Source organism: Desulfovermiculus halophilus DSM 18834, from assembly GCF_000620765.1.
GTDB classification, from domain to species: Bacteria; Desulfobacterota; Desulfovibrionia; order Desulfovibrionales; family Desulfothermaceae; genus Desulfovermiculus; species Desulfovermiculus halophilus.
The window spans coordinates 18736-43586 of the sequence record NZ_JIAK01000005.1; the positions used below are offsets into that span (position 1 = coordinate 18736).

The 24851-nt window shown below is 61.1% G+C and carries 19 protein-coding genes; 2 read left to right on the forward strand and 17 right to left on the reverse strand.

Annotated features, from left to right (window positions below; all coding sequences use genetic code 11):
* Positions 1-9 precede the first annotated feature (9 nt).
* The 5 genes from N902_RS0101435 to N902_RS15865 form a co-directional block, all read right to left on the reverse strand.
* Entirely contained in the window at positions 10-417 is a 408-nt protein-coding gene (locus tag N902_RS0101435) for a type II toxin-antitoxin system VapC family toxin (RefSeq protein ID WP_027369476.1), read from the reverse strand.
* Positions 414-671, reverse strand: coding sequence for a hypothetical protein (locus tag N902_RS0101440; RefSeq protein WP_027369477.1), 258 nt, complete (start codon positions 669-671; stop codon positions 414-416). Before N902_RS0101440 ends, N902_RS0101435 begins: the two co-directional genes overlap by 4 nt.
* A 78-nt stretch (positions 672-749) precedes the next feature.
* The gene (locus tag N902_RS0101445) at positions 750-1595 is read right to left on the reverse strand and encodes an amidohydrolase family protein (RefSeq protein ID WP_027369478.1); all 846 of its coding nucleotides are present in this window, start codon (positions 1593-1595) and stop codon (positions 750-752) included.
* A 141-nt stretch (positions 1596-1736) separates the two neighbouring features.
* Complete coding sequence (locus tag N902_RS0101450) at positions 1737-3071, reverse strand: L-cysteine desulfidase family protein (protein WP_027369479.1); 1335 nt, start codon at positions 3069-3071, stop codon at positions 1737-1739.
* Positions 3068-3643, reverse strand: coding sequence for an NUDIX hydrolase (locus N902_RS15865; protein WP_051564076.1), 576 nt, complete (start codon positions 3641-3643; stop codon positions 3068-3070). Before N902_RS15865 ends, N902_RS0101450 begins: the two co-directional genes overlap by 4 nt.
* A gap of 180 nt (positions 3644-3823) precedes the next feature.
* On the opposite strand from N902_RS15865, the gene N902_RS0101460 reads away from it, so the two are divergent.
* Entirely contained in the window at positions 3824-6814 is a 2991-nt protein-coding gene (locus tag N902_RS0101460; protein WP_027369480.1) for an AIR synthase-related protein, read from the forward strand.
* A 19-nt stretch (positions 6815-6833) separates the two neighbouring features.
* On the opposite strand, the gene N902_RS0101465 is transcribed toward N902_RS0101460, so the two are convergent.
* On the reverse strand, positions 6834-7619 hold the full coding sequence (locus N902_RS0101465; protein ID WP_027369481.1) for a prepilin peptidase: 786 nt from the start codon (positions 7617-7619) through the stop codon (positions 6834-6836).
* Between the two features lie 24 nt (positions 7620-7643).
* Between N902_RS0101465 and N902_RS0101470 the strand changes: the two genes are divergently transcribed.
* Positions 7644-8957, forward strand: coding sequence for a phenylacetate--CoA ligase family protein (locus N902_RS0101470; RefSeq protein WP_027369482.1), 1314 nt, complete (start codon positions 7644-7646; stop codon positions 8955-8957).
* A 38-nt stretch (positions 8958-8995) separates the two neighbouring features.
* On the opposite strand, the gene argC is transcribed toward N902_RS0101470, so the two are convergent.
* The 11 genes from argC to N902_RS0101525 form a co-directional block, all read right to left on the reverse strand.
* A complete protein-coding gene (gene argC / locus N902_RS0101475) occupies positions 8996-10054 on the reverse strand; it encodes an N-acetyl-gamma-glutamyl-phosphate reductase (protein WP_027369483.1) in 1059 nt (352 codons plus the stop codon).
* A 5-nt stretch (positions 10055-10059) separates the two neighbouring features.
* Positions 10060-10422: a DUF1844 domain-containing protein gene (locus N902_RS15870; RefSeq protein WP_084287577.1), complete on the reverse strand. Its 363-nt coding sequence runs from the start codon at positions 10420-10422 to the stop codon at positions 10060-10062.
* Between the two features lie 121 nt (positions 10423-10543).
* Positions 10544-11734 carry a pyridoxal-phosphate-dependent aminotransferase family protein gene (locus N902_RS0101485; RefSeq protein ID WP_027369484.1) on the reverse strand — a complete coding sequence of 397 codons (1191 nt, stop codon included), beginning with the start codon at positions 11732-11734 and terminating at the stop codon, positions 10544-10546.
* 110 nt (positions 11735-11844) lie between these two features.
* Positions 11845-14385: a DNA polymerase I gene (polA, locus tag N902_RS0101490; protein ID WP_027369485.1), complete on the reverse strand. Its 2541-nt coding sequence runs from the start codon at positions 14383-14385 to the stop codon at positions 11845-11847.
* A gap of 51 nt (positions 14386-14436) precedes the next feature.
* Entirely contained in the window at positions 14437-15513 is a 1077-nt protein-coding gene (locus N902_RS15875; RefSeq protein WP_153304118.1) for a DHH family phosphoesterase, read from the reverse strand.
* A 1-nt stretch (position 15514) separates the two neighbouring features.
* Entirely contained in the window at positions 15515-16309 is a 795-nt protein-coding gene (gene cbiR, locus N902_RS15880) for a cobamide remodeling phosphodiesterase CbiR (protein WP_051564077.1), read from the reverse strand.
* A 6-nt stretch (positions 16310-16315) separates the two neighbouring features.
* Entirely contained in the window at positions 16316-19435 is a 3120-nt protein-coding gene (locus tag N902_RS0101505) for a UvrD-helicase domain-containing protein (protein ID WP_027369486.1), read from the reverse strand.
* Entirely contained in the window at positions 19432-21045 is a 1614-nt protein-coding gene (locus N902_RS0101510; RefSeq protein WP_027369487.1) for a two-component system sensor histidine kinase NtrB, read from the reverse strand. Before N902_RS0101510 ends, N902_RS0101505 begins: the two co-directional genes overlap by 4 nt.
* A gap of 54 nt (positions 21046-21099) precedes the next feature.
* Complete coding sequence (locus N902_RS18490) at positions 21100-21903, reverse strand: MogA/MoaB family molybdenum cofactor biosynthesis protein (protein WP_051564079.1); 804 nt, start codon at positions 21901-21903, stop codon at positions 21100-21102.
* 259 nt (positions 21904-22162) lie between these two features.
* Complete coding sequence (plsY, locus tag N902_RS0101520; RefSeq protein WP_034621236.1) at positions 22163-22777, reverse strand: glycerol-3-phosphate 1-O-acyltransferase PlsY; 615 nt, start codon at positions 22775-22777, stop codon at positions 22163-22165.
* A complete protein-coding gene (locus N902_RS0101525; protein ID WP_027369489.1) occupies positions 22774-24831 on the reverse strand; it encodes a ribonuclease catalytic domain-containing protein in 2058 nt (685 codons plus the stop codon). The genes plsY and N902_RS0101525 overlap by 4 nt, the downstream gene beginning before the upstream one ends.
* Positions 24832-24851 lie beyond the last annotated feature (20 nt).

The window sequence follows — 24851 nt, forward strand, 5'->3', positions numbered from 1 at the left end:
CTTGTGCAATCACGTGGGGGAGGAAAAGCCGGGAAAGAGTCGTAGGCCCGGAACGTGCTGAAAGTGTTTGTCGAAAGTTATCAGTACAGATCCAGTTTCAAGGGCATGGGCGCTGATCCAGACATCGTTTATCGGTATGGGAGTCCCGGCTCGTTTGAGCTTGTGTTTTGCCTGTCCAAAGATCTCAGCTGTTTCAGAAGTGGCGTTTAGGATTTTGACTGGTGACTTATGAAGAAAGTTATGGAGAATTTCTTGGTTCTCTTTTGTCTTTTGGCCACCGGCAAAGCCCGTATACAGTTCCCCCAGCACAAAGATTGACATATACACTGTTTGTACATCGGCGATAATGTCAATTATTCTTGTTTCTCCAGCCAAGAGCTTTGTATAGGCATTGGTGTCCAAAAGCACCTTGTTCATTGCCAGTCCTCTGTCTGCACCTGTCTGAGATCTGCAGTTTCTTTCTCAAATTCGGTCAAATCTTCATCAGACCAGAGACCACAGAACTCTTTGAATTCATTGGTGTGCCTGCCGGAGGTCTTCGGCCTAATACCCAGCGATTCTTCCAGTAATTTTTTTATCGTCCTGTTCAGACTGAGTCCTTCTCCCCTGGCCTTGTCCTGGATAAGCTTATGGACATGGTCATCCAGACCGTGAATGGTGATTGACTTCATATATCCCTCCTTATGAATACAGCTTGAACCGTTTCAGTGGTTCAATTTTATTTTATTATAGTTCAAAAGCATGCAAAGTCAAGATTCAACCTGCAAAAGCTTGGCGGCGTTGTGCCCCAAAACCGCCTCCAGTCCATCCTGATCCAGTCCGGAGTCAGCCAACTCCCGAAAATAGCGCTTCGGGGGCAGCAATGGAAAATCTGTGCCCAGAAGCAGCTTGTCCAGGCCCACGGCCCCAGCCATGGCCTTTATGGCCTGAGGGCGGTACAGAAAGGGCATGGCTGCGGTGTCGAACCACACCTTGGCCAGGACCTCCCGAACCTCTTTTTTCAGGAAGGCGAAAAAGGGCAATCCGCCGCCCAGATGGGCCAGGATCCAGGTGGTGTTCGGAGTGGCCTGGAGCAGGGAGTAGAGCTGGCCCAGGGTCATGGGGCTCTTGCCTGGATAGGCATGACCGACCGGCTCGTTGGTATGCAGGGAAACAAGGGCCTTGGCCTCGGCACAGAGATTGGCCAGGGGGACAAGGGCGTTCTTGGCCTCTTCATCTATTCCCGCGGAGTAGAAGGCCAGCTCGCCGATCCCCCGGGCTCCGGCCCGCAGGCAGCGCTCGGCTTCCTGTTCGGCCTTAAGGTGGGTGGCATCAAAGCAAGCCAAGGGTATGAGCCGGTCCGGGAATCTGGCCGCGGCGTCCAGGACGTAGTCGTTGTTCAAGCGGAAATGAGCCTCTTTGCGCCAGGGGAAGCCGAAAACCACGGACTTATCCACCCCCTGCTGGTCCATGGTCCGGACCAGCTCGCCCGCCCCCACCAGCTTGGCCTTGGGGTCTTGGTAAATGGCAGCGAACTCCGGTTCGTCCGGGAGGTAGGCTTCCCGGTTGCTGCGTACCTCCGGAGGGCAGATATGAACATGGGCATCGATAATCATAGGGGCCTCATCAGAAGTATGACATTTACTATGCAAGGCATTCCAATCTCATCCGCATACCCTGTAGCACAATATGCCAGGAAAAAGCTCGAAGCTGAAAGCTGAAAGCTCAAAATCACGAGGCATGCACTCTGAGCACATTTAGGAAAAGCTCCCACTCTTGCGCTTGCCCAGCATGATATCCAGTATGGTGGCTCCGGTTTGGGTCATCCCCTCCCGGCAGATCCGGCCCAGATGGTCTATGCTCTGTTCCGGGGTTTGGCCCAGAATGCCTTCCACCGGAACCGCACCCACGCCCCGGTGGGCCAAAAGGGCGGCCTGAACAGCTGACCCGGCCGCAGTGGCCAGCTTCAGGGCACAGCCGGTTTTGGCCCCGTCGCAGAGGACTCCGCCCAGGTCTTCGATTACATTGTTAATCGCCCGGGTGATGCATGGCTCGTCCCCGCCCAGGGCAAAGGCCAGGCCGGCGGCAGAGCCGGCGCCGGCGGCCAGGGAGCAGCTGCAGACCGCAGACAGGCGGCCGGTATAGGTCTTGATGTAGGCGGTAATCAGATGGCTGAGGCCGATGGCCCGGAGCAAAGCGTTCTCAGAACAGTCCATGAACTTCCCGGCGGCCCAGATGGGCAAAATGGCGGTGAGCCCGTTGTTTCCGCTGCCGGCCGAGCTCATGGCCGGCAGTCCGGCTCCGGCCATGCGGGCATCGGCGGCAGCCGCAGTCTGGATCTTGGCCGCCAGGAGCATGTCTGGGGCCAAAAGCTTGTCTTCAGCCAGGGCGGAGAGGGCATGGCCCACGCCGAGACCGGGGGCGTGATCCAGTCCGTACTCGGCCAGCTTCCGGTTCATATCCACGCCCAGGCGGAGAGTGGCCAGGTCCTCATCATCCACCTGATCCAGCAGCATAAGGAGAGAGGACAGGGATTGCTCGCGAAGCCAGGCCTCCAGATGGCGAACATCGTGATGAGCGCTGGTGGATCCAGTGTCCTGGGGCTGAGCCAGAAGAGGACTGTCGGAGATCTCCCGGCCGTTGAGAGTTAAGGAGATAATGCTGTCGTGGGCACCCTGAATCACCGCCCTGGCCGTATCCGCCCCGGCACTCACCTCGGCCTGGATGAACAGTCCCTGCTGCGCCGGGTCCAAGTCCACCTCCACCCGGCCGGAATCGATCATTTCAGCTGCCTGATCCACCTGGGGACGGCCGATGCCGTCCAGAACCTGCATGAAGCGACTGGGATCACCAGCCACTGCCCCCAGGGCGGAAGCCAGATCCAAGCCCCTTTTGCCCCCGGTCCCGGGGATCATAACCGCCAGGCCGTTCTTGAACACATTGCCGTCCACAGTGATCCGGATATGTTCAAGGGAACGGGAAGGAAGCAGGCCGGCGGCCGCAGAAGCGGCAAGGGCCACAGCCACGGGCTCAGTGCAGCCCAGGGCCGGGCTGACTTCCAGGGCCAAAAAATCCTTGAAGGTAAACCTCATTTGCTGCACTCCTCGATTCGGCCTGTCCAGAGATCCGGACGGCAGGCGGCAAAGAAATAGAAAAAGGCGCACAGGACCAGAGAGTGGGTTATCTCCCGGCTATGAATAAGGTGCGGGACAGAGGCCAGGGGGTAGAGGACGGTCTCTATGTCCTCTTTGGCATCAAGATCCTGCCGTTCGGTCTGCTCGACATCCCAGATCACAAAAGAGTGGCATTCGTTGTTCTGGATGGCCGGGTTCGGGTGGACCTTGCCCAGAAAGTGAATGTCCCGGCCCTGGTAGCCGGTCTCCTCCTTCAGCTCGCGCATGGCGGCGGATTGGGGGTCGTCGTAGGATTCCACCAGGCCCCCGGGGACCTCCAGGGTCGTGTCCTGGATCCCGTGCCGGTATTGACGGATGAAGACCACTTCATCATCTGAGGTAATCGGGATACTATTCACCCAGGGAGCGGACTCCAGGATATAGAAATCGTGGGCCTGACCGGTCCGGGGAGACACGGCCCGGTCAGTGCGCAGGTTGAAGATGCGGTAGGAGTTTGTTGTCGAGTGGACAACCGGCCAGGGATAAATCATGATTGAGTCCTTGTTTGAAGTACGCGTGGCGGTGCGTTTCGATCAGGGGGCAAAGATAGCGCGAGCCGGGGCCGGGCTCAAATACTCCTGCCCTTGGCCTTTGCCCCGGACTCTGATAGGAGGGTCCCAGCCCCACGACACCGGCCACACAGGCTACGATACTTAGCGGAGGAAATGTGTATGCTGCACCGTTTGGCGGTCAAACTCAAGCCCCATCTGACCGATATGCAGGGCCGGGTCACAGCCTCGCGCATCGGCAAGGAACTGGGAATCCAGGTTGACGCTGTGCGCTTGATCACTGTCTACACCCTGGAGGGCCTCACCCTGGAACAGGCCCGGGAGGTCATGGATAAGGCCCTGCTCCACGATCCGGTGCTGCATGAGGTATCCCTGCAGCCCCTGGCCGAAGATTTGGACTGGATTCTGGAAGTCGGGTTCAAGCCGGGAGTAACGGACAACGAAGGGCGGGTGGCGGCCGAAACGGTGAAGAACGGCCTGGGGTTGGGCCCGGGCTGTGATCCGGCCGTGTACAGCGCAGTCCAATATCTGATCAGCGGGACGCTTTCCCGAGAGCAAGTCCAAGGCATTGCCTCCGGTCTCCTGGCCAATGAGCTCATTGAGCGGTATGCCTTCAAAAGCCGCGATGAATGGGAGACGGAACCGGGATTTGCGGCCCAGGTCCCCCGGGTCAGCGGACAATCCACGGACCAGGTGGAGGTGATCTCTTTACTGGGACTGGACGATGGGGATCTGCAGCGCTTGAGTCAGGAACGGGTTCTGGCCCTGAGTCCTGCCGAGCTGCGGGCCATCCAGGCCTATTACGCCCGGGACGAGGTCCAGAAGCGGCGGACCGCAAACGGCCTTCCTGTTCACCCTACGGATGTGGAGCTGGAGGCCCTGGCCCAGACCTGGTCCGAGCACTGCAAACACAAGATATTCAATGCCCGGATCGACTATGAGGACCGGGAGAACGGGCGCACCCAGGTCATAGACAGCCTGTTCTCCACATACATACAGGAAAGCACGGCGGTTCTGCGCAAGCGGATGCAGGACCGGGACATCTGCCTTTCCGTGTTCAAGGACAATGCCGGGGTGATTCGTTTTGACCGGGATCACAGCGTGTGCGTGAAGGTGGAGACCCACAACAGCCCCTCGGCCCTGGATCCCTACGGCGGTGCCTTGACCGGAATTGTTGGCGTGAACCGCGATCCCATGGGGACTGGCCTGGGGGCCAACCTGGTCTGCAACACTGACGTATTCTGTTTCGCGTCCCCGTTTTACGATCACCCCCTTCCCCCCCGCCTCCTGCATCCCCACCGGGTTTTAGAAGGGGTCCGGCGGGGCGTGGAGCACGGAGGGAATCAGTCCGGGATACCCACGGTCAACGGCGGGGTGGTCTTTGACCAGCGCTTTCTGGGCAAGCCCCTGGTCTTCTGCGGCACAGTAGGGCTCATGCCGGCCGAGATTCAGGGCCGGCCCAGCCACGAGAAGCAGGCCCGACCCGGAGACGTGGTGGTCATGACCGGGGGCCGGGTAGGCAAGGACGGCATCCACGGGGCGACCTTTTCCTCCGAGGCCCTGCACGCCGAGTCTCCGGCCACCGCAGTCCAGATCGGGGATCCCATCACCCAGCGCAAGATGTACGATTTCATCATCCGGGCCAGGGACCAGGGCCTGTACAACGCGATCACGGACAACGGAGCCGGGGGGCTGTCCTCTTCGGTGGGAGAAATGGCCGAGGACACCGGGGGATGCGAGCTGGATCTGGCCCAGGTGCCCCTGAAGTACGACGGCCTTGTGCCCTGGGAGATCCTGCTCTCCGAGGCCCAGGAACGGATGACCCTGGCCGTGCCGGAAGAGAATCTGGATGTCTTCCTGCGCATGGCCCGGGAGATGGATGTGGAGGCCACGCCTTTGGGCCGGTTCACCCAAAGCGGGCTGTTTAGGGTTTGGTACGGGGAGAAATTGGCGGGGGAGCTGGAGATGGATTTCCTGCACCACGGTCTCCCCCAGATGGAGCTCTCTGCGGTTTGGGACCCCAAGCCGGAGCAGGAAGTGCATGTGGTCGAATCCGGCCGGGATCAGGGAGGGCTCCTCCGGCGCATGCTGAGCCGGCTGAATATCTGCTCCAGGGAATACATCATCCGCCAGTACGACCATGAAGTCCAGGGCGGAAGCGTGATCAAGCCCTTGACCGGAGCCCTGCAGGACGGTCCGGCGGATGCAGCGGTCATCCGACCGGTTCTGGACAGGGACCAGGGGCTGGTGGTCTCCAATGGCCTGTGTCCTAGGTATTCGGATCTGGATACCTACTGGATGATGGCCAATGCCGTGGACGAGGCGGTGCGCAACGCTGTGGCTGTGGGCGGCAACCTGCGGCATATGGCCGGAGTGGACAATTTCTGCTGGTGCGACCCCGTCCAGTCGGACAAGACTCCGGACGGCGAGCACAAGCTGGCCCAACTGGTCCGAGCCAACCAGGCCCTGGCCCATTTCTGCCTGGGGCTGGGTGTTCCGTGCATCTCGGGCAAGGACTCCATGAAGAACGATTACACCATCGAGGAGTACAAGATCTCCATCCCGCCCACGGTCCTGTTCTCCGTGGTCAGTGTGATCCCGGACGTGAATCTGTGCTGCACCTCGGATCTGAAGCAGCCCGGGGATGTTCTCTATCTTCTGGGCCGGACGGGCAAGGAGCTGGGGGGAAGCGAGTTGGTCGACGAGCTGGGAGTTACAGGCGGATTTGTGCCCCAGGTGGATGTGCTCAGCGCCAGGTCCAGGTATCTGACCCTGTATGCAGCCATACAGCAAGGGCTGGTCTCGGCCTGCCACGATCTCTCGGACGGGGGGCTCGGGGTGGCTGCGGCCGAGATGTGCATCGGGGGCAATCTGGGAGCAAGATTGGATTTGGACCGGGTTCAGGTCTGCGGCACGGAGTCCTACGCCCCGGAGGAGCTTCTGTACAGCGAGACCCCCAGCCGGCTGCTGGTCAGTGTGCCTCAGGACAAGATCAGGGAGTTCGAGCAGATCTTCGGCGGACAATCCCTGTCCCGGGTGGGAGAGGTGCTGGACAATCCAGTCCTTGCAGTGGGTCAGTGTGGAAAAGAGGTGCTCACGGAGGAGGTCCAGGAGCTGCGCCGGGCCTGGCAGGAAACGTTTCAGGGCTTTTAAAGATCATCTCAGATGATCTTTAAAACCCCATGTACCAGTGCCAGATCTGGGGACCGCACAGGATGTAGAGCATACCGCCCAGGCTGAGGAACGGGCCAAAAGGAACAGCGGTTTGCAGGCCTTGGGAGCCGGCCCGGCGGAGGTAGAGAAGGCTGACGGCCAGGGCGCTGACTGCGGCCATGAAAACCACCAGGGGCAGGGCCTGCCATCCGAGCAAGGCACCCAGCAGGACCATGAGCTTGATGTCTCCTGTGCCCAGTCCCTCTCGGCCTTTGAGCCACTTATACCCCTGTTGCAAAGCGAGAAAGGCTCCGCCTCCGACCACCGCCCCGGCCAGGGAGGTGGCCCAGGGGAGGTCCAGGACAAAAACGGCTGCGGCCAGCGCGGCTGCAGATCCGGGCAGGGTGTAGACGTCCGGAAGGATGAACAGCTCCAGATCGATGAAGCTGATGATAATCAGGATCTGGCCGAAGAGGAGATAGACGGCGAAAGCCGGGCTGAAGCCGAAGGCAAGGGCCAAAAGCAGGGCCCAGAGGCCGGAGATGGCCTCGACCACAGGATACCGCCAATGGATGGCTTCCCGACAGGCCCGGCACCGTCCGCGCAGGAGCAGATAGCTGATCAGGGGGATGTTCTCCCACCAGGCCAGGGTATGTCTGCACAGGGGACAGTGGGATGCCGGGAGGACAATGGATTCTCCGTGAACATACCGATGAATGCAGACATTGGAAAAGCTTCCCAGGACCAGTCCCAGGACTGCGGCCGCGATTGGAAAGAAAGCGGGAAATATGACGGTACTGATCATGGTCCCTGAATGAAGGTCACTCGTATGAATAAAAACGCACACACACACTATCGATTTTTTTCCGACTATACGCAAGAAGGCCTGGCTGAGCAACAGCTGCGCGGCCTTCAGTGGACCCTTAAACACGCCTACGCCGGGAGCCCGTACTACCGGCGGCGCTTGGACGCAGCCGGGGTCGATCCTCGCGCGGTACGCAGCCTGGACCATCTGACCCATCTGCCCTTTACCACAGTTGACGATCTGCGCAGCGACTATCCCCTCCCCCTGCTCAGTGTGCCGGAAGAAGATGTGGTCCGCATCCATGCCTCCTCCGGAACCACGGGCAAACGCAAGATCCTGGCCTACACCCAGGACGACATCGATACCTGGAAGCTGATGATGGCCAGGTGTTTCGAGCTGGCCGGTCTGGAGCGCTCTGACCGGGTACAGATCGCCGTGGGCTATGGGCTGTGGACCGCCGGAGTCGGCTTCCAGTTGGGGTGCGAGCATTTCGGGTCCATGGCCCTGCCCTTGGGGCCGGGGAACCTGGAGATCCAGCTGCAGTTCCTGACTGATCTGCAGAGCACCTGCCTCTGTTCAACAGCCTCCATGGCCCTTTTGCTGGCTGAAGAGGTGGAGAAGTACGGGCTGCAGGACCGGGTCAGATTAAAGACTGCCATATTCGGGGCCGAGCCGCACACGGCAAAAATGCGCCAACGGGTGGAGGAGGTCTTCGGGCTGGAGGACTGTTTCGACATCCCGGGCCTGACCGAGCTGTACGGACCCGGAGCCGGCCTGGAATGCCGGGAACATCAGGGACTGCACTACTGGGCGGATCTCTATATCCTGGAGATCATCGATCCCCAGACCCTGCAACCGGTTGCTCCGGGGGAGGTGGGGGAAATGGTGGTCACCACCTTGTGCAAGCAGGGAGTGCCTCTGATCCGTTACCGGACCCGGGATCTGACCCGGCTCGTACCCGGAGAGTGTCCCTGCGGCTTGGGGCTTCCCAGGCACGACCGCATCCTGGGGCGCTCGGATGATATGTTCATCTTCCGGGGGGTGAATATCTACCCGGGGCAGATTGCCGACGTGTTGCACGACTTTGCAGAGCTGAGCTCGGAATATCAGGTTGTGCTGGACCGGAAGGAGGGCGTGGATCACATGCTGCTCAAGGTGGAGCGGCATGTTGACGCCCGCTCGGATCTGGACAGCGGCTTGTCCAGGGCTATTGCCGCTTCCCTGCGCAAGCATCTCCTGGTCCGCAGCGAGGTCTCCATCGTCGATCCCGGTTTGCTGCCCAGGACCTTTGCCAAAAGCAAACGGGTCCTGGATCAGCGCAACGGGGAAGAGAGCTGAAAGCTGCGAGTTCTTGTATCTATCCACCTGGCATCACATCAGGGCACCAGGGCCGGGAGATCCAGGCCAGCGGTCAGGGGCAGTCCGCACATAAGGTTGGCGTTGGCCAGGGCCTGCCCCGAGGCCCCGCGGCAGAGATTGTCGATGACGGAGACGATGATCACCCGCCCGGTGCGCTGGTCCAGGACCAGTCCGATATCACAGTACATGGTCCCGCGGACGTTCTTCAGCTCCGGCAGGGTGCCCTGGGGCTGCACACGGATCCATGGGTGGTCGCGATCGAAGTCCTCGTAGGCCTGACAAAGACCTTCCAGAGTGGTGTGGCCGGAGGCAGTGGTATACAGAGTGGTCAGGATGCCCCGATTGATGGGCAGCAGATGGGGGTTGAAGGAGACCTGGACAGTCTGACCGGTCATCCGGCTCACTTCCTGATCGATTTCCGGAGTGTGCCGGTGAGTGCCCAGGCCGTAGGCCTTGAAGGTATCGGACACCTCGCAGAACAGGGTTCCTACCTTGGCCCCCCGTCCGGCCCCGCTGGCCCCGGACTTGCTGTCGGCCACAATGTCCCGGGAGTGGACCAGACCGGCCTGCAGGGCCGGGAACAGACCGAGCAGGACCGAGGTCGGGTAGCATCCGGGGTTGGCTACCAGCCGGGCCTGGGCGATTTCTGTCGCATAGAGCTCCGGCAGCCCGTAGACAGCGCCCTGGAGGAGGTCCGGGGCCTCGTGCCGGCAATTGTACCACTGCTCAAAGACATCTTGGGATTTGAGACGGAAGTCGGCGCTTAGGTCGACTACCTTGACTCCCCGCTGGATCAGTTCCGCGGCCATGCGCATGGCTGTGCCGTGGGGAACGGCCAGAAAGACCAGATCGCAGTCTGCAGCCAGCCGGTCCATATCCGGTTCGCTGATGGTCAACTGCCCCAGATGGGTGCCGGCCAGCTGAGGGAAAAGCCGGGCAACGGATTTTCCAGCTTCCTGTCTGGAGGTCACAATGGTCAGCTCAAAGTCCGGATGGTGCAGGAGACAGCGGAGCATCTCCATGCCTGTATAGCCGGTTACGCCCACCAGCCCCACAGCGAATGTATTCCTGGCCATATCTCCTATCCCGCCTTTTGCACGTATTTCATGCGCAGCTCGAAGAGGACGTTTTTGAGCAGGCCTTCTTCATCTGCGGTCAGGTTGCCTCTGGTCTTTTCCTCCAGCATGGCCAGCATGTCGATGGTGTGCCGGGCCAGGTTGAGGTCGACCTGGCTCTTTCCGGATTCCGGGTCGTTGACCTCGCCCAGATGGACCATGGCCGATGAACTCAAGGACAGGACGAAGGTATTCATATCCACCTTGGGCAGGGGGTCCTGCTGGGCCTGCTCCTTGGCCTTGTCCGCATAGGCCTGGGCCGCCTCTTTACGTTCTTCTGCCGTCTGCTGCGGCTCGGTTTCCGGTCGGGTTGGGTCGTTGCTGGTCATAGCTCTCGGCTCCTTTGTTACAGCGGATTGATCTTGAGCAGCTGGCGCGAAGTCTCGTGCCGCACGTGGGTGTCAGCCGGGCAATAGCAAAAAAAAGCCGTTTTGCTCCGGCCAGTGCTGCTCATTGCATGGTGGAGAGCAACTTGTCCACAGCCGGCCGGTCATCGGCCAGGGCCTGGGTATAGGCGGTCATGGCCTGTTCAAGGGCGTCTTTATGGCCTGAGTCCGGTTTGTCAGGACCCAGGCAGTGGGCCAGGGCGGCAAGTCCGGCCAAAATATCCCCCCAATCCACATGCCCCATGTGCCCAAGACGGATGATCCGGCCCTTGAGTTCATCCTGCCCTCCGGCCAGGACCAAATTGAACTCCGAGGACATCTGCTGCAGGACCTTCTGGGCATCAATGCCGGCAGGCATCATAAAGCTGGTTAGGCCCCAGGTATAGTGTGTCCGGGCCAGGGGTTCAAGCCCCAGGGCCTGCACTCCGGCCCGGGTCATCCGGGTCAACGCCCATTGTTTGCGAAACACCGGCTCCAGATCCGGAGCCAGGAGATGATTCAGGCTGGCCTCCAGACCCAGGATGAGATTCACGGGGGAGGTGTAAGCCGTCTGCTGCTGCTCCCATTTGCTGCGTTCCTTGGCCAGGTCGAAGTAAAAGCTGGTTCCGGGCAGGCTGTTGACCCGATCCCAGGCTTTGGCGCTCAAGCTAATCAGGGCCAGCCCCGGGGGGAGCATCAGCCCCTTCTGAGATCCGGTGAGCAGGCAATCGATAGCCCAGTCGTCCATTGGGCATGGAGAAATGCCCACCCCGGAAATGCCGTCCACGACCAGAAGGGCCTGGGTGCCGTCTACGACCCGGCCCAGGTCTCTGACCGGATGGAGCACCCCGGTGGACGTTTCGGAGTATTGGACCATGACCCCCCGCAGTTCAGGGTCCTTATCCAGGGCGGCGCGGACATCATCCGGGTCCACGGCCCGGCCTCTAGGGACACTGAGGCGCTGGACCTGCAGGCCGTTCTGCTCCCCGATCTGAACCCAGCGCTGCCCGAATTTGCCGCCGTCGACGACCAGAACCCTGTCCCCAGGGGCGAAGAGATTGTCCACTGCGGCCTGCATGGCCCCGGTTCCGCTGCAGGACAGGGGCAGAACCGGCTCCCGGGTGGCGAACAGGGTCTGCAGTCGGGGCTGGATCCGGCCCATGAGCCGGACAAATGTGTCTTTGCGGTGGTGGATCATGTCCCGGCTCAAGGCCAAGCGGACTTCTTCCGGAAGATGGGTCGGCCCCGGGGTGAGCAACCGTTGTTTGTTCAGCATATAAATACCCTTGGTTTGGAGCGATGATAGCGCGGACTATTCGAACAGAAGAGGATGGGGGTGCACAGGGCCGGACTGACGACCGTGAGGTCTGCGCGGTACAACCGCCCTCAGTGCGCCTCGGCCCAGCTGCGGCCGGCCCCCCAGTCGACTGCCAGAGGCACGTCGAGCTCCATGACCGAGGTCATGAGCTGGGCGATGCGTTCTCCGCTTGCCTGGGCCCCCGGTTCGGGGACCTCCAGGAGCAGCTCGTCGTGGACCTGGAGGATGAGCATGGCACCCAGGTCCTTGAGTCCCTGGTCCGCTTCAACCTTGAGCATGGCCAGCTTGATGATGTCCGCTGCACTGCCCTGGACCTTGGTGTTGATGGCCATGCGCCGGGCCTGACCGGCCAGGTTGTCGTTTCTGGAGTTTATATCCGGCAAGAGCCGCCTGCGACCGGCAATAGTGCTTACCGATCCGTTGGCCTTGGCCTGCTCTTCAATCTGGGTGAAGAATTCGCGCACATTCTGCAGCCTGCTGAAGTATTTTTGAATGAACTCCTTGGCTTCGTTCAGGGAGATGCCCAGCTCCCGGGACAGCTTCTGCGGCCCCATGCCGTAGATCAGTCCGAAATTTATGGTCTTGGCCTTGCGTCGTTCGTCGGGCTCAATCTGATCCTTGCTCTTGTCCAAGAGCAGGCTGGCGGTTCTGGTGTGAATGTCTTCGTTGGCCGCAAAGGCTTCAATGAGATGCGGCTCCCGAGACAAGTGGGCCAGGACCCGGAGTTCGATCTGGGAGTAGTCCGCGGCGACGAGGAAGTGATCCCGGCGAGCCACAAAACAGGAGCGCATCCTGGGGCCGAACTGACCCCGGATGGGGATATTCTGCAGATTGGGGGTGCTGCTGGACAGACGCCCGGTGGCTGTGGCCAGGTTGTTGAAGGTGGTGTGGATTCGCCCATCGCTCTGCACTTGGCGGGGCAGGGGGGCCAGGTAGGTGGACCGGAGCTTCTCCAGGCTGCGGTATTCGACGATGTCCCGAATGATGGGGTGCTGGTGCTGAAGACCTTCCAGCACGGTAATGGACGTGGAAGGCTGACCTCCTGGGGTCTTGCGGCCTGGCTTGAGCCCCAGGCGGTTGAACAGGACATCCGCCAGCTGCTGCGAGGAGCGGAGATTGAACTCCATGCCCGCCTGGGTATACACGGAGCTGGTCAAACGTTCCAGATCGGTTTCCACCTCCTGGAGGAAGCGTTCGAAGGCCTGGAGATCGATGCCCACCCCCCGGCGCTGCATGCGGACCAAAACCGGAATGAGCGGGGTCTCGAGCTTGTGCATGAGATGTAAAAGTCCGGCATGCTCCAGCCGCTGGTGCAGGAGATGTCCGATACGCAAGGCGGCCAGGGCCTGGTTGTGGATATGGACCCTGACCTCGGGCAAAAAGCCATGCAGGATGCGTTCCCAACTGTAGTCCCGGTCTTCCGGACTGAGCAAATAGGAGGCCAGGCTGAGATCAAAGACGTGGTCCGGAGAGAGGCCCTCCCAGCGGGAGTCCTTTTCGCACAGCTCCTTGTAGGAGGGCACAAAGACGCGGGGGCTTTGGGCCAGGCTGGACAGGATGGTCTCCGGCTGGAAGCTGATCACGGCTTCCTGGTCCCCCCAGGCCAGGAGGGTCCCTTCCCGGGAGCAGACCAGGCCGGCTGCCTGGTTCCCGATGTCCGGCATGCGGCTGACCCGGTTCTGCGCAACGGGCCGGAAGGCGTCTTCAGTACTGGAGTTGCTTCCAGCGGATTCCTTGTCCACCTCCAGCTCCCGGCTCAAGCTGTGAAACTCATAGGTCTGGAAAAAGGTCTGCAGGGCCTGGGGCTCATACTCCCGGCAGTCCAGGTCATTGAGATCCAAGCGCAGATCGTCCCGCAGCCGGGTCAGCTCCCGGTACACAAATACCTTGTCCATGTGGGGGCTGAGTTTTTTCTGTTCAGCGGCGCTTAAGTGGTCGAGGTTCTCTTTGAGGGCCTCCAGGGAGGGATAGCGGGCCAAGAGCTTTTTGGCTGTCTTGGGACCGACCCCGGGCACCCCGGGGATGTTGTCGCTGGTGTCTCCGATCAGGGCCTGGTAGTCGGGCCACTGTTGCGGAGAGAGGCCTTCGGCCCGCCGAAAGTCCTGCAGGGTAATCAGCTTTTCCGTCCGCTGTCCCGGGTCCCAGAGGACCACCTCCTCGTCCAGGCACTGGCGCAAGTCTTTGTCCGAACCCACAATGACCACAGGTCCGGTGTGTTTATGGCGGGCGCACAAGGTGGCGATGACATCGTCGGCCTCCGCGTTTTCCGCCACATGAACCGGAAATCCGAGCAGGCTGACCCCTTCCAGCAAAGGGTCCAGCTGCTGGGACAGCGGTTCGGGCATCTTTTGGCGCTGGGCCTTATAGGTATCCAGGATCTCCTGTCTAAAGCTCGGACCTTTGCCGTCCAGGACAAAGCAGGCCTGCCGGGGATGTTCTCTTTTCATCACCTTGAGCAGGATGCGCAGGGTGATGAACAAAGCATTGGTGGGGAAGCCGTCGGATCGGGACAGATCCGGGTAGGCGTAGAAGGCCCGATAGACAAAGGAGCTGCCGTCGATGAGAAAAAGGGGAGGCTCGCTCCAGTGCATGTCTTCCTGCAGAGTCATGTGCTGCTCGGAGGTTAGGGGGTTTGGTGGAAAGCGTCTTGATCCGGGTCTTCAGTGCCCATCCCTCCGGGGGATGGTGTCGGAGACGATGAGCTCCTCTTCCTTGAGCTCAAGCCCATCGTCTACAGTCCTGGGGACCTTGCTCTTGTTGATGATTCTGCATTGCTGCAGTCGTTCCCAGATGAACTGCTGGGGGTGCTCCTGATCCAGGGGTTCCAGGGGGATCTGAGCCCGGGCCATGGACTTGTGTCCTCCGGCGGAACCGACATTGCCGAACAGGCGTGTGGCCAGGGCCCCCATATCCCCTTTTACTCCGTCCCCGCGGAAGATGGCCACCAGGGTATTGTCTGAGATTCCGGAGACAATATCCCAGGAGATATCATGGATGCGGAGGAAGAAGTCTGCCAGGATGACCAGGATGTCCGTGGAGTCGACCTCACCCATATAAACGGTCAGCCCGTCCCCCCAAAGGCGGATTTTGCGGAATGCCTGGGAGAAGTATTTCAGCCATTCCACCCGGAACTCGCTGCGCACGATCTTGCGCAGGATGCTGTGGTCTGCGAACTTGCTCAAGTACCGAAAGGCCTTGATATCTGCGTCGTGAAAATGCTGTTCAAAGCTGTGGGTGTCGGTCTTGATCCCGTAGAGCAGGGAGGTGGCCAAGTGTTTTCCGGGACGAAGGCTTAAGTTGTACAAAAACTCGGTGAGCAGGGTGCTGTTGGATCCGTAATTGGGCTGGATCTCAGCAAAGGCGGCGTTCACCGGCTTTTCCGGATTTATCGGGTGATGGTCCATGATGATGGAGAAATCAAAGGACGCAAACTCCGGGTGGTGGTGCGGCTGGGAATCCACTAAGGCAAACCGATCGAACTGGGCTGCCAGGGGAGGTGTCAGGCGCTGGACAGGGATCTGCAGGTAGCGGACCATAGCCAGGTTGTCCGGTCGGCTGAGCTCGTTGACCATAGCCAGGCCAACGCCCTGCACTCGCCGGGCCAGGATGCGCTTTAAGGCCATGGCCGAGGCCATGGCGTCTGGGTCTGCGTTGAGCAGGATGAGCCAGCGCTCGTTCTTTCTGCACAGGGCGAGGAGCTCCGCCGTCTGGTGCTCCAGCTTGCGGAAATATGTCATGCTATTCGTCCGGACCGTTTCCGTTTGGGGCTGGCCGGTTGGCTGAACCCCAATTCCTAATCCAGGAGGCAAAAATGTCAAGGGAGGCCTGCAAGTCCGGCCAGGAAAAGACCTCTAGGACCACGGTCTCCCCGGCCGGAAGCAGAGACAACAGGTCCAGAATGTGCCGTTGTTCCTGTGTGGACAGCATGGTCAAGCCCCGGTGGCGATGTCCACCGGCCGGAGCGTACAGGTGGAGCATGGCCAGGCGGGAGCGGACAAACTCATCCCGGAAAAGGGCCCACTGGCCGAAGGCAGACACGTGCCCGTAATCCAGGCAGATTCTGCAGTCGGTCTCGGCCAGGGCCGGGATGAGTCCGCCCAAGTCGTTGCCCTCAATATTTTCCACCAGCAGGCTGTGGCTGGAAAATCCCAGGGAGCACCAGCGGCGGTGAAAGCATAAAAAAGTCTCCGGATCCTGCGGGGGATGGAGGACGAATCGTTTTGGACGGCAAAAGGCAGCCTTGTCCGCCAGGACGGCCGCAGTGTCCGCAACGGCTTCTCCTCCCGCTTCCCAGGGCAGGTCCAGGGGGAGATGCATGTGGTAGGACAGATCGAGCTCGGCCATCCAGGGGGGGAGGTCGTGGGCATTGTATTCCAGGCAGCCCCGGGTTTGAAAGAACACCAATGCCGCCTCGTCCACCAGGCCCTGGAGCCGCCGGCAGTTCTGGCCCACTCTGCACGGCCAGATAAAGGACGGGGCCGCGATTTTCCAGGGACAGGAGGCGAGGACTGAGGAGCCTTGTGATGAGCACATGGCGGTCTACTCCAGTCCGTCCAGTAGGGACAGCTGTTTTTCCCGCTTCCTGGTCCGGGCCACTGTGTGCACCTTGGCCACCTGGGTCCAGTCCAAGCCGGACAGGAGTGGGCTGGGGTGGAGGCGGACCGGAAACCGGCCTATCTTTCTGCGCTGGGCGCAGCTTAGGTACAGCCGGCTTTGGGCCCGGGTCAGGCCCACGAAGAAAAGACGTTTTTCCTCCTCAATATCCGGCTTCAGCCCGGCTCCCTGCTTTTTCCCGGGATACAGGTCCGCTCCGGAGAAAGGCAGAATGCCCTGCTCCAGGGCAGGCAGGAAAACGGCTTCGAATTCCAGACCTTTGGATCCGTGCAGGGTAAGCAAGCGGACGTTTTGGGCCTGTTGCCGGATATGGGCCGATTCGGCCTCCAGATGTATCCAGGCCATAAGGCTGTTCCAGTCCCCATGGCTGGCGTAGGCTGTACACAAGTCCTTGAAGGGCCTGCTGGTCCACATCAGCTGATTGGTGTCGGGCCGCCGGGCAGAGAACTCGGCAATTTTCCGCGGACCTTGGGCTATGATCCGGTCCGGGCAGTCCAGGATCTCTTTTCCCTGGTCCACAGGGAGTCCGAGAAAACGGGAGACTGAACGCAGGATGGGCTGGATGCGCTCGTCTTCCCAGAAAGGGGTGGATTCAGGCACAGTGCAGGGGATGCCCTGTTCGTGCAGGACCTTGTGGACAGGAGGGATGAGTGCCTTGATCCGCACCAGAACGGCGATGTCTCCAGGGGCCAGATGCTCTGTCCCGGACCGGTCTGCCTGCTGATGCCCGGTGCCCCCGATCAGCTCTTTGATGGTCCGGGCGATCCAGTGGGCCTCCTGGAGGCCGCTTTGGGCCTGGTACCAGGTCAAGCGCCCCGGTCCCCCGGCCTTGTGGGCCCGCAGGGCCGTCCCTGAGCCGAGCCTGGAGCTGAAGTCAAGGATGGTTTGGCTGGAGCGGTAATTGCGGTGCAGGGGGATGGTTTCCAGGCTCGGCCAGTGGCGGCCGAAACATTCGGCCACATCGCCCATGGCTCCACGGAAGCCGTAGATGGACTGATCGGGATCCCCGATGCCGAAGAATCCGGTTCCGGCCTCGGGGGTCAGGTATCTGATGATCTCCCCCTGCAGCACTGAGAGATCCTGGATTTCGTCCACCAGGACATGGGAGCAGGGGGTCCCGGGAGTTCCAGCACGCAGCTGGTCCAGCCAGGCGGTCAGCAGATCGGTGTAGTCGGCCAGCCCCAGCTGGGTCTTGAACCGGTCAAAGGCCTGGAGGTGGGGCTCAAGCCTTGCGGGCACCTGCATCTGTTCTCTGGCTCTGGCCAGCTGGTCCCAGGCCGCGGAGCGTTCGGCTGGGTCGATGTCTGGAAGGGCACGGGCAAATGCCTCTCTGGACTCGGGTTCGGACATGAGGATAGGGGGTTGTCCGCGGCTGTCTTTCCACTGGGCAAAGGCCAGGGCATGCAGGGTGTCGGCCCGGGGAACTTCCGTCCCGGCGGGAAGCCGGCTCTGAAGGCGTTCCCGAAGCTCCCTGGCCGCAGCCCGGGTAAAGGTGACGATGAGGATCGCGGACGGATCCTCCCCCCGGCCCAGCAGGTGCTCCACCCGGCCGATGAGGGTCTTTGTCTTTCCGGTGCCCGGTCCGGCCAGAACCAGAACCGGATGGGGGCCACTGCGCACTGCCCGCTGCTGTTCGGTGTTCAGACTGGGGGATGGATGTGATGCTGGCGATGCCGGCTCCTCCGCGGAGGGGATATCTCCTGCTGGGTGCGTATTCACCCCGGCCTGGGAAGGTGGGGGCTGCATGCCGGGACTGACAAAACTGCCCTGGGTCAACCGGCTGCGCTCCTGGGGGGCGAAAACCGAAATCCGTCCGAACTCGCCGTCAAATCCGGACTTGCGGTGCACTTCTTTCCGTCGCATCCGGGAGATCCCTTCAGCCAAAAGAGGTGAATAGGGCTTCAGGTCTTCCTCAGGGGCCTTGCGCAGGATGTCCAGCTCGGAACCGAAGGCCCGGATCAACTGGGCATAGACTGAAGTAACCGCCTTTGTCTTGGGGCCCTTGTCCAGGATCTCGGCGAGCACTTCCGGCAGGGGGATCAGGGAGGTGAAGCCCGGGGCGGTCTTCGGCTGCCGGGCTGTGTTCCGATCGGCCAAGTCCAGGACCCTGCTGAGGACCCCTACGGTGAGCTTCCCGCCGCAGACTGGACACGTCCCCCCCAATCTGGCCGTTTCCCTGGGATCCAGGACAACCCCGCACTTTCGGTGTCCATCCAGGTGATACTTGCCCTCTTCGGGAAAGAACTCGATGGAGCCCAGGAAGCGCTGGGTTTCGCTTCCGCCCTGCAGGGCGTGGAGGATATGTTCATAGCTGGGGTGACCGGAAAAGAGATTGGCCTCCCGGGCCAGCTTCTCTCCGGAGTGGGCGTCGGAATTGGAAACCAGGGTGTAGGCGTCCAGATCACTCCACAGCCAGTTCATTTCCGGATCGGAGGAGAGCCCGGTTTCCAGGGCGAAGATGTGCCCGCTGAGATCCTTATAGCAGTCGGACAGGCGGTTAAAGCCGGACTTGGATCCGAACAAGGAGAACCAGGGGGTCCAGATGTGGGCCGGGATCAGAAACCCCAGGGGGTCCGTCTCCAGAACCATCTCCAGCAGGTCCCGGCTGTCCAGGCCCAGGATGGGGCGGCCGTCGGACTCCAGGTTGCCGACCTGACTCAAGCGGCGGTTGAAGGCACGGACCCGGTCCAGGGAGGAAAAGAAGACCAGGTTGTGTATCTTGCGGACCTGGCCTTGACTTTTGTAGATGGAGCTGATCTCGGTGCCCAGGATGAACAGCGGGGCCTTGGGCAGGGCCCCGGGGTCGAGCCAGGGGATCTCCGGGGCCCTGCAGGACGGATCCTTGAGCCGGAGAAGGCCGTCGCCGTTTTCCTCCAGATGGGTCTCGATTTCCTGAAGCCATGCGGGGTGGGTGACGTCACTGGCGGCCAGGACGTCCACTCCCTTGACCCCGGCCCAGGCGGCCAGGCGGGGAACGGACAGGGCCTTGCTCGTGGCCCGGGAATACCGGGAATGGATGTGCAGATCTGCTGTGTATGTGGTCATGGAGACTGAACACCGGGATGTTGGGGTGATGACGAATCTTGTCCTGGTCCGGAGGGGTGCCGGGTGCTGATCAGGGCCGTGACCCCGGATGCCCATTCTGTGTTCCGGGTGAAGCTGATATTGGCCTGGTTCTGATGGGCCAGGCGCTGGGCGATGGACAGGCCCAAGCCGGACCCCTCGGCCTTGGTTGTGGAAAACGGATCGAAAAGGCGGTCTGCAATCGTGGGGTCCAGGCCGGGCCCATTGTCTGCTATAGCAATATACTCTGTGTCCCGACCTTCCCCCCACCTGATCTCCACCCTGGGGTGTTCGTTCTCCGAAGCCGCCTGAGCCGCATTGATGAGCAGATTGAGCAGGACTTGATGCAAGTGGTCCGGATCCCAGGTCCAGGTTTTGGAGTCCAGCTCGGCTCCTGCTGCAAACTGGACATGGGCAAACTCGGACTGCAGGGTGAACAGGCAGGAATGGACGGATTGAGCCAGGTTGATTTTCTGGGCCCTGGCCTCCTTGGGCCGGGCAAAGGCCAGGAAATTGGTCAGCAGGTGGTTCAGGCGCTGAACATCGTCTTCCACGATTCGGTAGAGACGCCGGCGCTTGTCTTCGGACAGCCTGGATGAGGGCAAAAGCTGCAGGCTGGTCTTGATCCCGGACAAGGGGTTCTTGATTTCGTGGGCCAGACCTGCGGCCAGCTCTCCCACCGCGGCCATCTTCTCCATTTCCTTGACCTGAGCTTCCAGTTCCTTGATTCGGGTGATGTCGGTGAACAGGATCAGGGATCCTCGGGCCTCGGGCAGCCGGGTCAGGGTGGCCCCAAAGAGCCGCTCCCTGTGGGTGAACTCGGATCGCAGGGGGGTCTGCCCGTCCCATGCCGCCCACAGGGTATGCAGGCCGGGAAAGATCTCGGCCACTGAGCGGGATACGGCCTGCCGAATATCTTCAAACGGGGCCCAGGCCAGGGCCTGGGGGTTGATGGTTGAGATGCGCCCAGTGGGGTCCAGGACCAAGAGGCCGCTGGGCATCCAGTCCAGGACCTTGCGCTTGAGGGCTTCCGAGCGGCGGAGATGCATCTCCGTTTCAGTCATTTCCTGGAGCAGATGCTGCATCCGTCTGGAGTTCATCTGGACCAGGAGGAGCATGAGGGCCAGGGACAAGACGTGCAGGGAAGCGTACAGGGAGGCTTCATGCAAGGCCATGGGCAGACTGACCTGGGTGGTCTGCAAAACGGCCAGGACCAGATAGAGCAGGGCCAGGCAGGCAGCCACGACGTTGGCCGCATGCATGCCCAGGGTGCGGCCGTAGAGAAAGAGCAGGGCCAGGCCGATGAAGGCGAAATTGCTCTTCAGACCTCCGGTGATCAGGATCAAAAAAAAGGTCAGGGCCAGGTCTGCTCCCAGCTGGACCCAAAAGAAGAGGATCCGGTTGGAAAACCGGTTTCGGAGCAGGAGAAACAAAATGGTCAGCGAGAATCCGGCCACAAGGAAAAGCTGATAACTCGGCGCCGGAGCTGCACCGGAAATGCGTTCTCCTGGAGTAGCCAGCCAGGTCAGACCCAGGGGGAGAAGGAGAACCACCAGGAAAACGAGGCGGGCCAGACAGACCCGAACAGCCATGTGTTCAGGATCTTTTGTGCTATGACGGCTGGGAAGGAGCATACCCCGAGGCGATCAGAGGGTTGGGCCGTCGGTTTCCCGGCCGCAATCCGCCGGGTCTCCGTGGATCTTGTCCAGGGTGTGATCCAGAGCAGGCAGCAGGGGGGCCAGGTTTTCGCGCACCCCCTTGGGGCTTCCGGGAAGGTTGATAATCAGACTGGAACCCAGAATGCCGGCTACGGCCCTGGAGATCGCCGCCCGGGGGGTGGCGGCCAGGGATGCCTGCATCATAGCCTGCTCAAAGCCAGGCAGTCGTTTGTGCACCAGTCCGGCAGTCACCTCAGGGGTGATATCCCGTGGGGCCACCCCGGTGCCCCCGGTGGTGACGATCAAGTCGAACCCTTCGCAGAGAGCCAGGTGGGTGAGCAGGCTTTGCAGCGAGCCGGCGTCATCCCTGAGGATAAACCCTCGACTGAGGCAGAGGGGAAGGTGTTTGGAGATCATCTCCGGGATCCGAGGGCCGCTGGAGTCGTTGCGTTTTCCGGCTGCACCGGAATCGCTGAGAGTGACCCAGGCCAGACTGACCCCGGATTTGACGATCTGCAGTCTGCGCGGCAGCTCTGTGGCCGACACATCCCGTTTGGCCCTTACCCATAGTCCGTCCGTTCCGGGGTGTCCCGGCATCCAGCAGTGCCCATGGACCTGAAACCATGCCTCACGGCCGGGAGGGGACATGATGGCACCGACAGGGATGGAATCCGGGAGTTCCGGGCTGAAGATATGCCCTGGATCAATCCCTGGCTGATGCTGAGACGAAAGCAAGAGGAGGCTGCCGGCGTGGACAGCTGAAGCGGAGAATTCGTTGATGGTGCAGTGCATGCCGACCTCGGCTCATAGAATCCGGCCGCATCCTTTGTCAGTACATGCGGCCGGAAGACCAGCCTGCCGGCTGAAAGCAGAGAGCCGTCAGCGGCAGGCTGGGAAAGAGTTCTTCAGGTAAGGGCATCCCGAGCTGGGAAGGTGTATGCACCCTGAGGGCGCAATGGGTGGCCTGGTGCAGGCTCGGTGCCGCTTGCCAAGCGGCGCGGGTGTCCTCTCCCCGAGTGCACAGAGGGGAATGGAAAAGAGGGTGCTCCCTTTAGCAGGTGACTGCGTAATCCTTCCGCTGCCAGGGGTTTTCCTCTCCCCGGGCCACCCGCAGGATGTTGTCCCTGTGTTTGGCATACACCAAAAACAGGACCAGAAGACTGAGGATGAGATAGGAAAAGGAGCCGGCCAGAAGGATAAACAGCGGCAGAACGGTGACCAGTGCCAGGGAGCCGATGGAGACGAAACCAGTGGCCCAGATGAGCGCAAGGCAGACCACAACGGCCCAGAACAGGGGGGTTGGGGTCAGGGCCAGGAAGACGCCGATCGTCGTGGCCACGCCTTTCCCCCCGCGGCCGTTGAGAAAGACGGAGTACAGGTGGCCCAAAAGGACGGCGACGCCGGTGAGGGTCAAAAGGGCCGCTGAATTGTTGATGCCCATGGCCAGGAGCATGGGGATCAACCCTTTGGCCGCGTCAAGGACAAAGGTCAGGATTCCGTAGCCTGTTCCGCATGTGCGGGCCACATTGGTGGCCCCGGTGCTTTTGCTGCCGGTCAGCCTGGGGTCTATCCCGTTGGCCAGTCTGGAAACCAGCAGGCCAAAGGGGATGGAGCCTATAAGATAGACCACAAGGAGCCAGCCCAATCCTGCGATCACGATGTTCATTCTTCCTCCCTCGCCTTGATGATTTTGATGTCGTTGTTGAGGGGATCGATTTTGCCCAATTCAAGCTGATAGCGCGTTCCAGGGATGATCTTGTCCCCGAAGAGCTGTTTCGAGCCGCGAAGGAAAAGCTGCTCCCGAGGAAGGCAGACCACTACATGCTGCCCCTCTTCAGCCACAACTATCCCTAACCACGTCCACTCCTTACACCACCTTTGGAAATAAAGCAACTTCCAGTACCTAGTCCGGTAGCGCTGAACCTTGCCCACGGCCTTGGCCCTGGCATTCAGCCCCGGGAGGACGGCGTTGAGTTCCTCCTGGGTCCACAGGGGACGTCCATCAAAGAGATAGGCCGCCAGTTGACTCAGGTTCATCAGGTCCGGGTATCTGCGCAGCGCGGAGGAGACAGGGGCATAGGCCCGGACCCCGAGGCTGGCATGGGGCTGGGGCTGGATTTCCAGCTTGGAGCTGCTCATGCCCCGCATGGCCTGGTAGATATCCACCGGATCATCCCATACTCCGGCCAGGTTCTTGGGCAGTCGGATGTCCTGGGTCCTGTGGAGCAGGGGGATGTGCTGCTCCTGGGCCCAATGGGCCAGAGCCGTATTGACCTGAATCATGAACTCGCTGACGATGAGCTGGGCCCTGGGGGTAGAGGCCGGAGGGGCCAGGTGGACCTCCGGGCCATTGTCCTCGGATGTCACCCGCAGAATGGGATCGGACTGGTCCAGGATGACAGCTCCCTGCTCGATGCGCCGCGCGCGGAGACTCTCGGCCAGAGCCCAAGCTTGGTCCAGGTTGTGGGCCTCCGGGTCAGAATCAAGCAGGGCTTCGGCCTGGTCGTAGGTCAGGTTTGCCCTGGGCCGGACCCAGGTGCAGTGCAGCTCCGTGTCCAGAAGTCCCCCCGTGGAATCCAGGGTCATCTGGATCACGAAGGCCGAGGTGCTCTTGTCCGCCTCCAGGCTGTACAGAGAGATGCCAAGGGCCTCGGGCAGGAGGTGGGAGGTGCCCTCCGGGAGGTACAGGCTGCTCATACGCTGGGCCACTTCCATGTCCAGCTCAGATCCAAAGTCCCAGGTCAGACCAGGCCAGGCCAGGGCCAGGGTCAGACGGTACCGGCCCTGGCAATCCTTTTCCACCCAGAAGGCGTCGTCCATGTCCAGTGTGCTGGCGGAATCGATGCTGATCAAAGGGAGGTCTTCCGCAGGGCGCCGCAGGCTTTCCCAGAGCTCCTGCTGGCGGGCTATCTCCTTTCGGTGATTTGCGCTCCAGGCATCTCCCCAGGCATAGCCGATCTGATCCAAAAGAACATTATAATGGGCCGGAACCAGGCCCCAGGCCTGAGCCAGAAGCAGGGGCAGATGCTCGTGTTCCGGGAGGCCGCGGCGGACTTCGGTCCACAGTCCTCCCATCTCCTTGTGCTCCGGGTCGGACATGCTGCGCAGAAGCAGCTGCTTGAGCTCTGCGGCGACTTCGGGGTCGGGCTCCGGGGGCTTGGGCGCCTGCTTGGAGGTGTGGTGTTTCCACAGGGCCTTGAGAAACTCCTGCCCCTGGGTGACCAGCATTTGCCGGCGGCGGTTGGCCTCCATTGCCGCCAGGTTGGCGTCCACCTTGGCCGGATCGTAGACCAGGAATTTGGGAGGCTGGAACTTGAAATAGGCCTTGTGTTGCAAGAGGGTCCGGCCCAGGGCCGCAATCTGATCCGGATTAGGCTCCGGCCAGATCAGTCCGGCGAGCCACTCCGCGCTTTCCGCCTCCACCTCCGGGTGGGTGAGCTCCCAGAGCTCGACGGCATCGATAGCATCCTGGTGCTCAAGGCGTTTTTTGTGCCTGGTCTCCAGAACGTCCAGGACGTCCTGTCGTGAGCTGCCTATGGGCAGCTTGGGTCCGGTCCAGGGCAGTATCCGGGACAGGGAGAGCTTCATGACCCTTTTGTTGACATTGATGATCCGCACGTGCTTGCCGCTTTCCTCCAGGACACAGCCCAGCACGGGCTGGTTGTCCTGCAGGTATTCAATCACGCAGTGGGCTGAGACTGGGCTGGAAATCGAACTCATGTACTGGCCTTGGCGGTTAT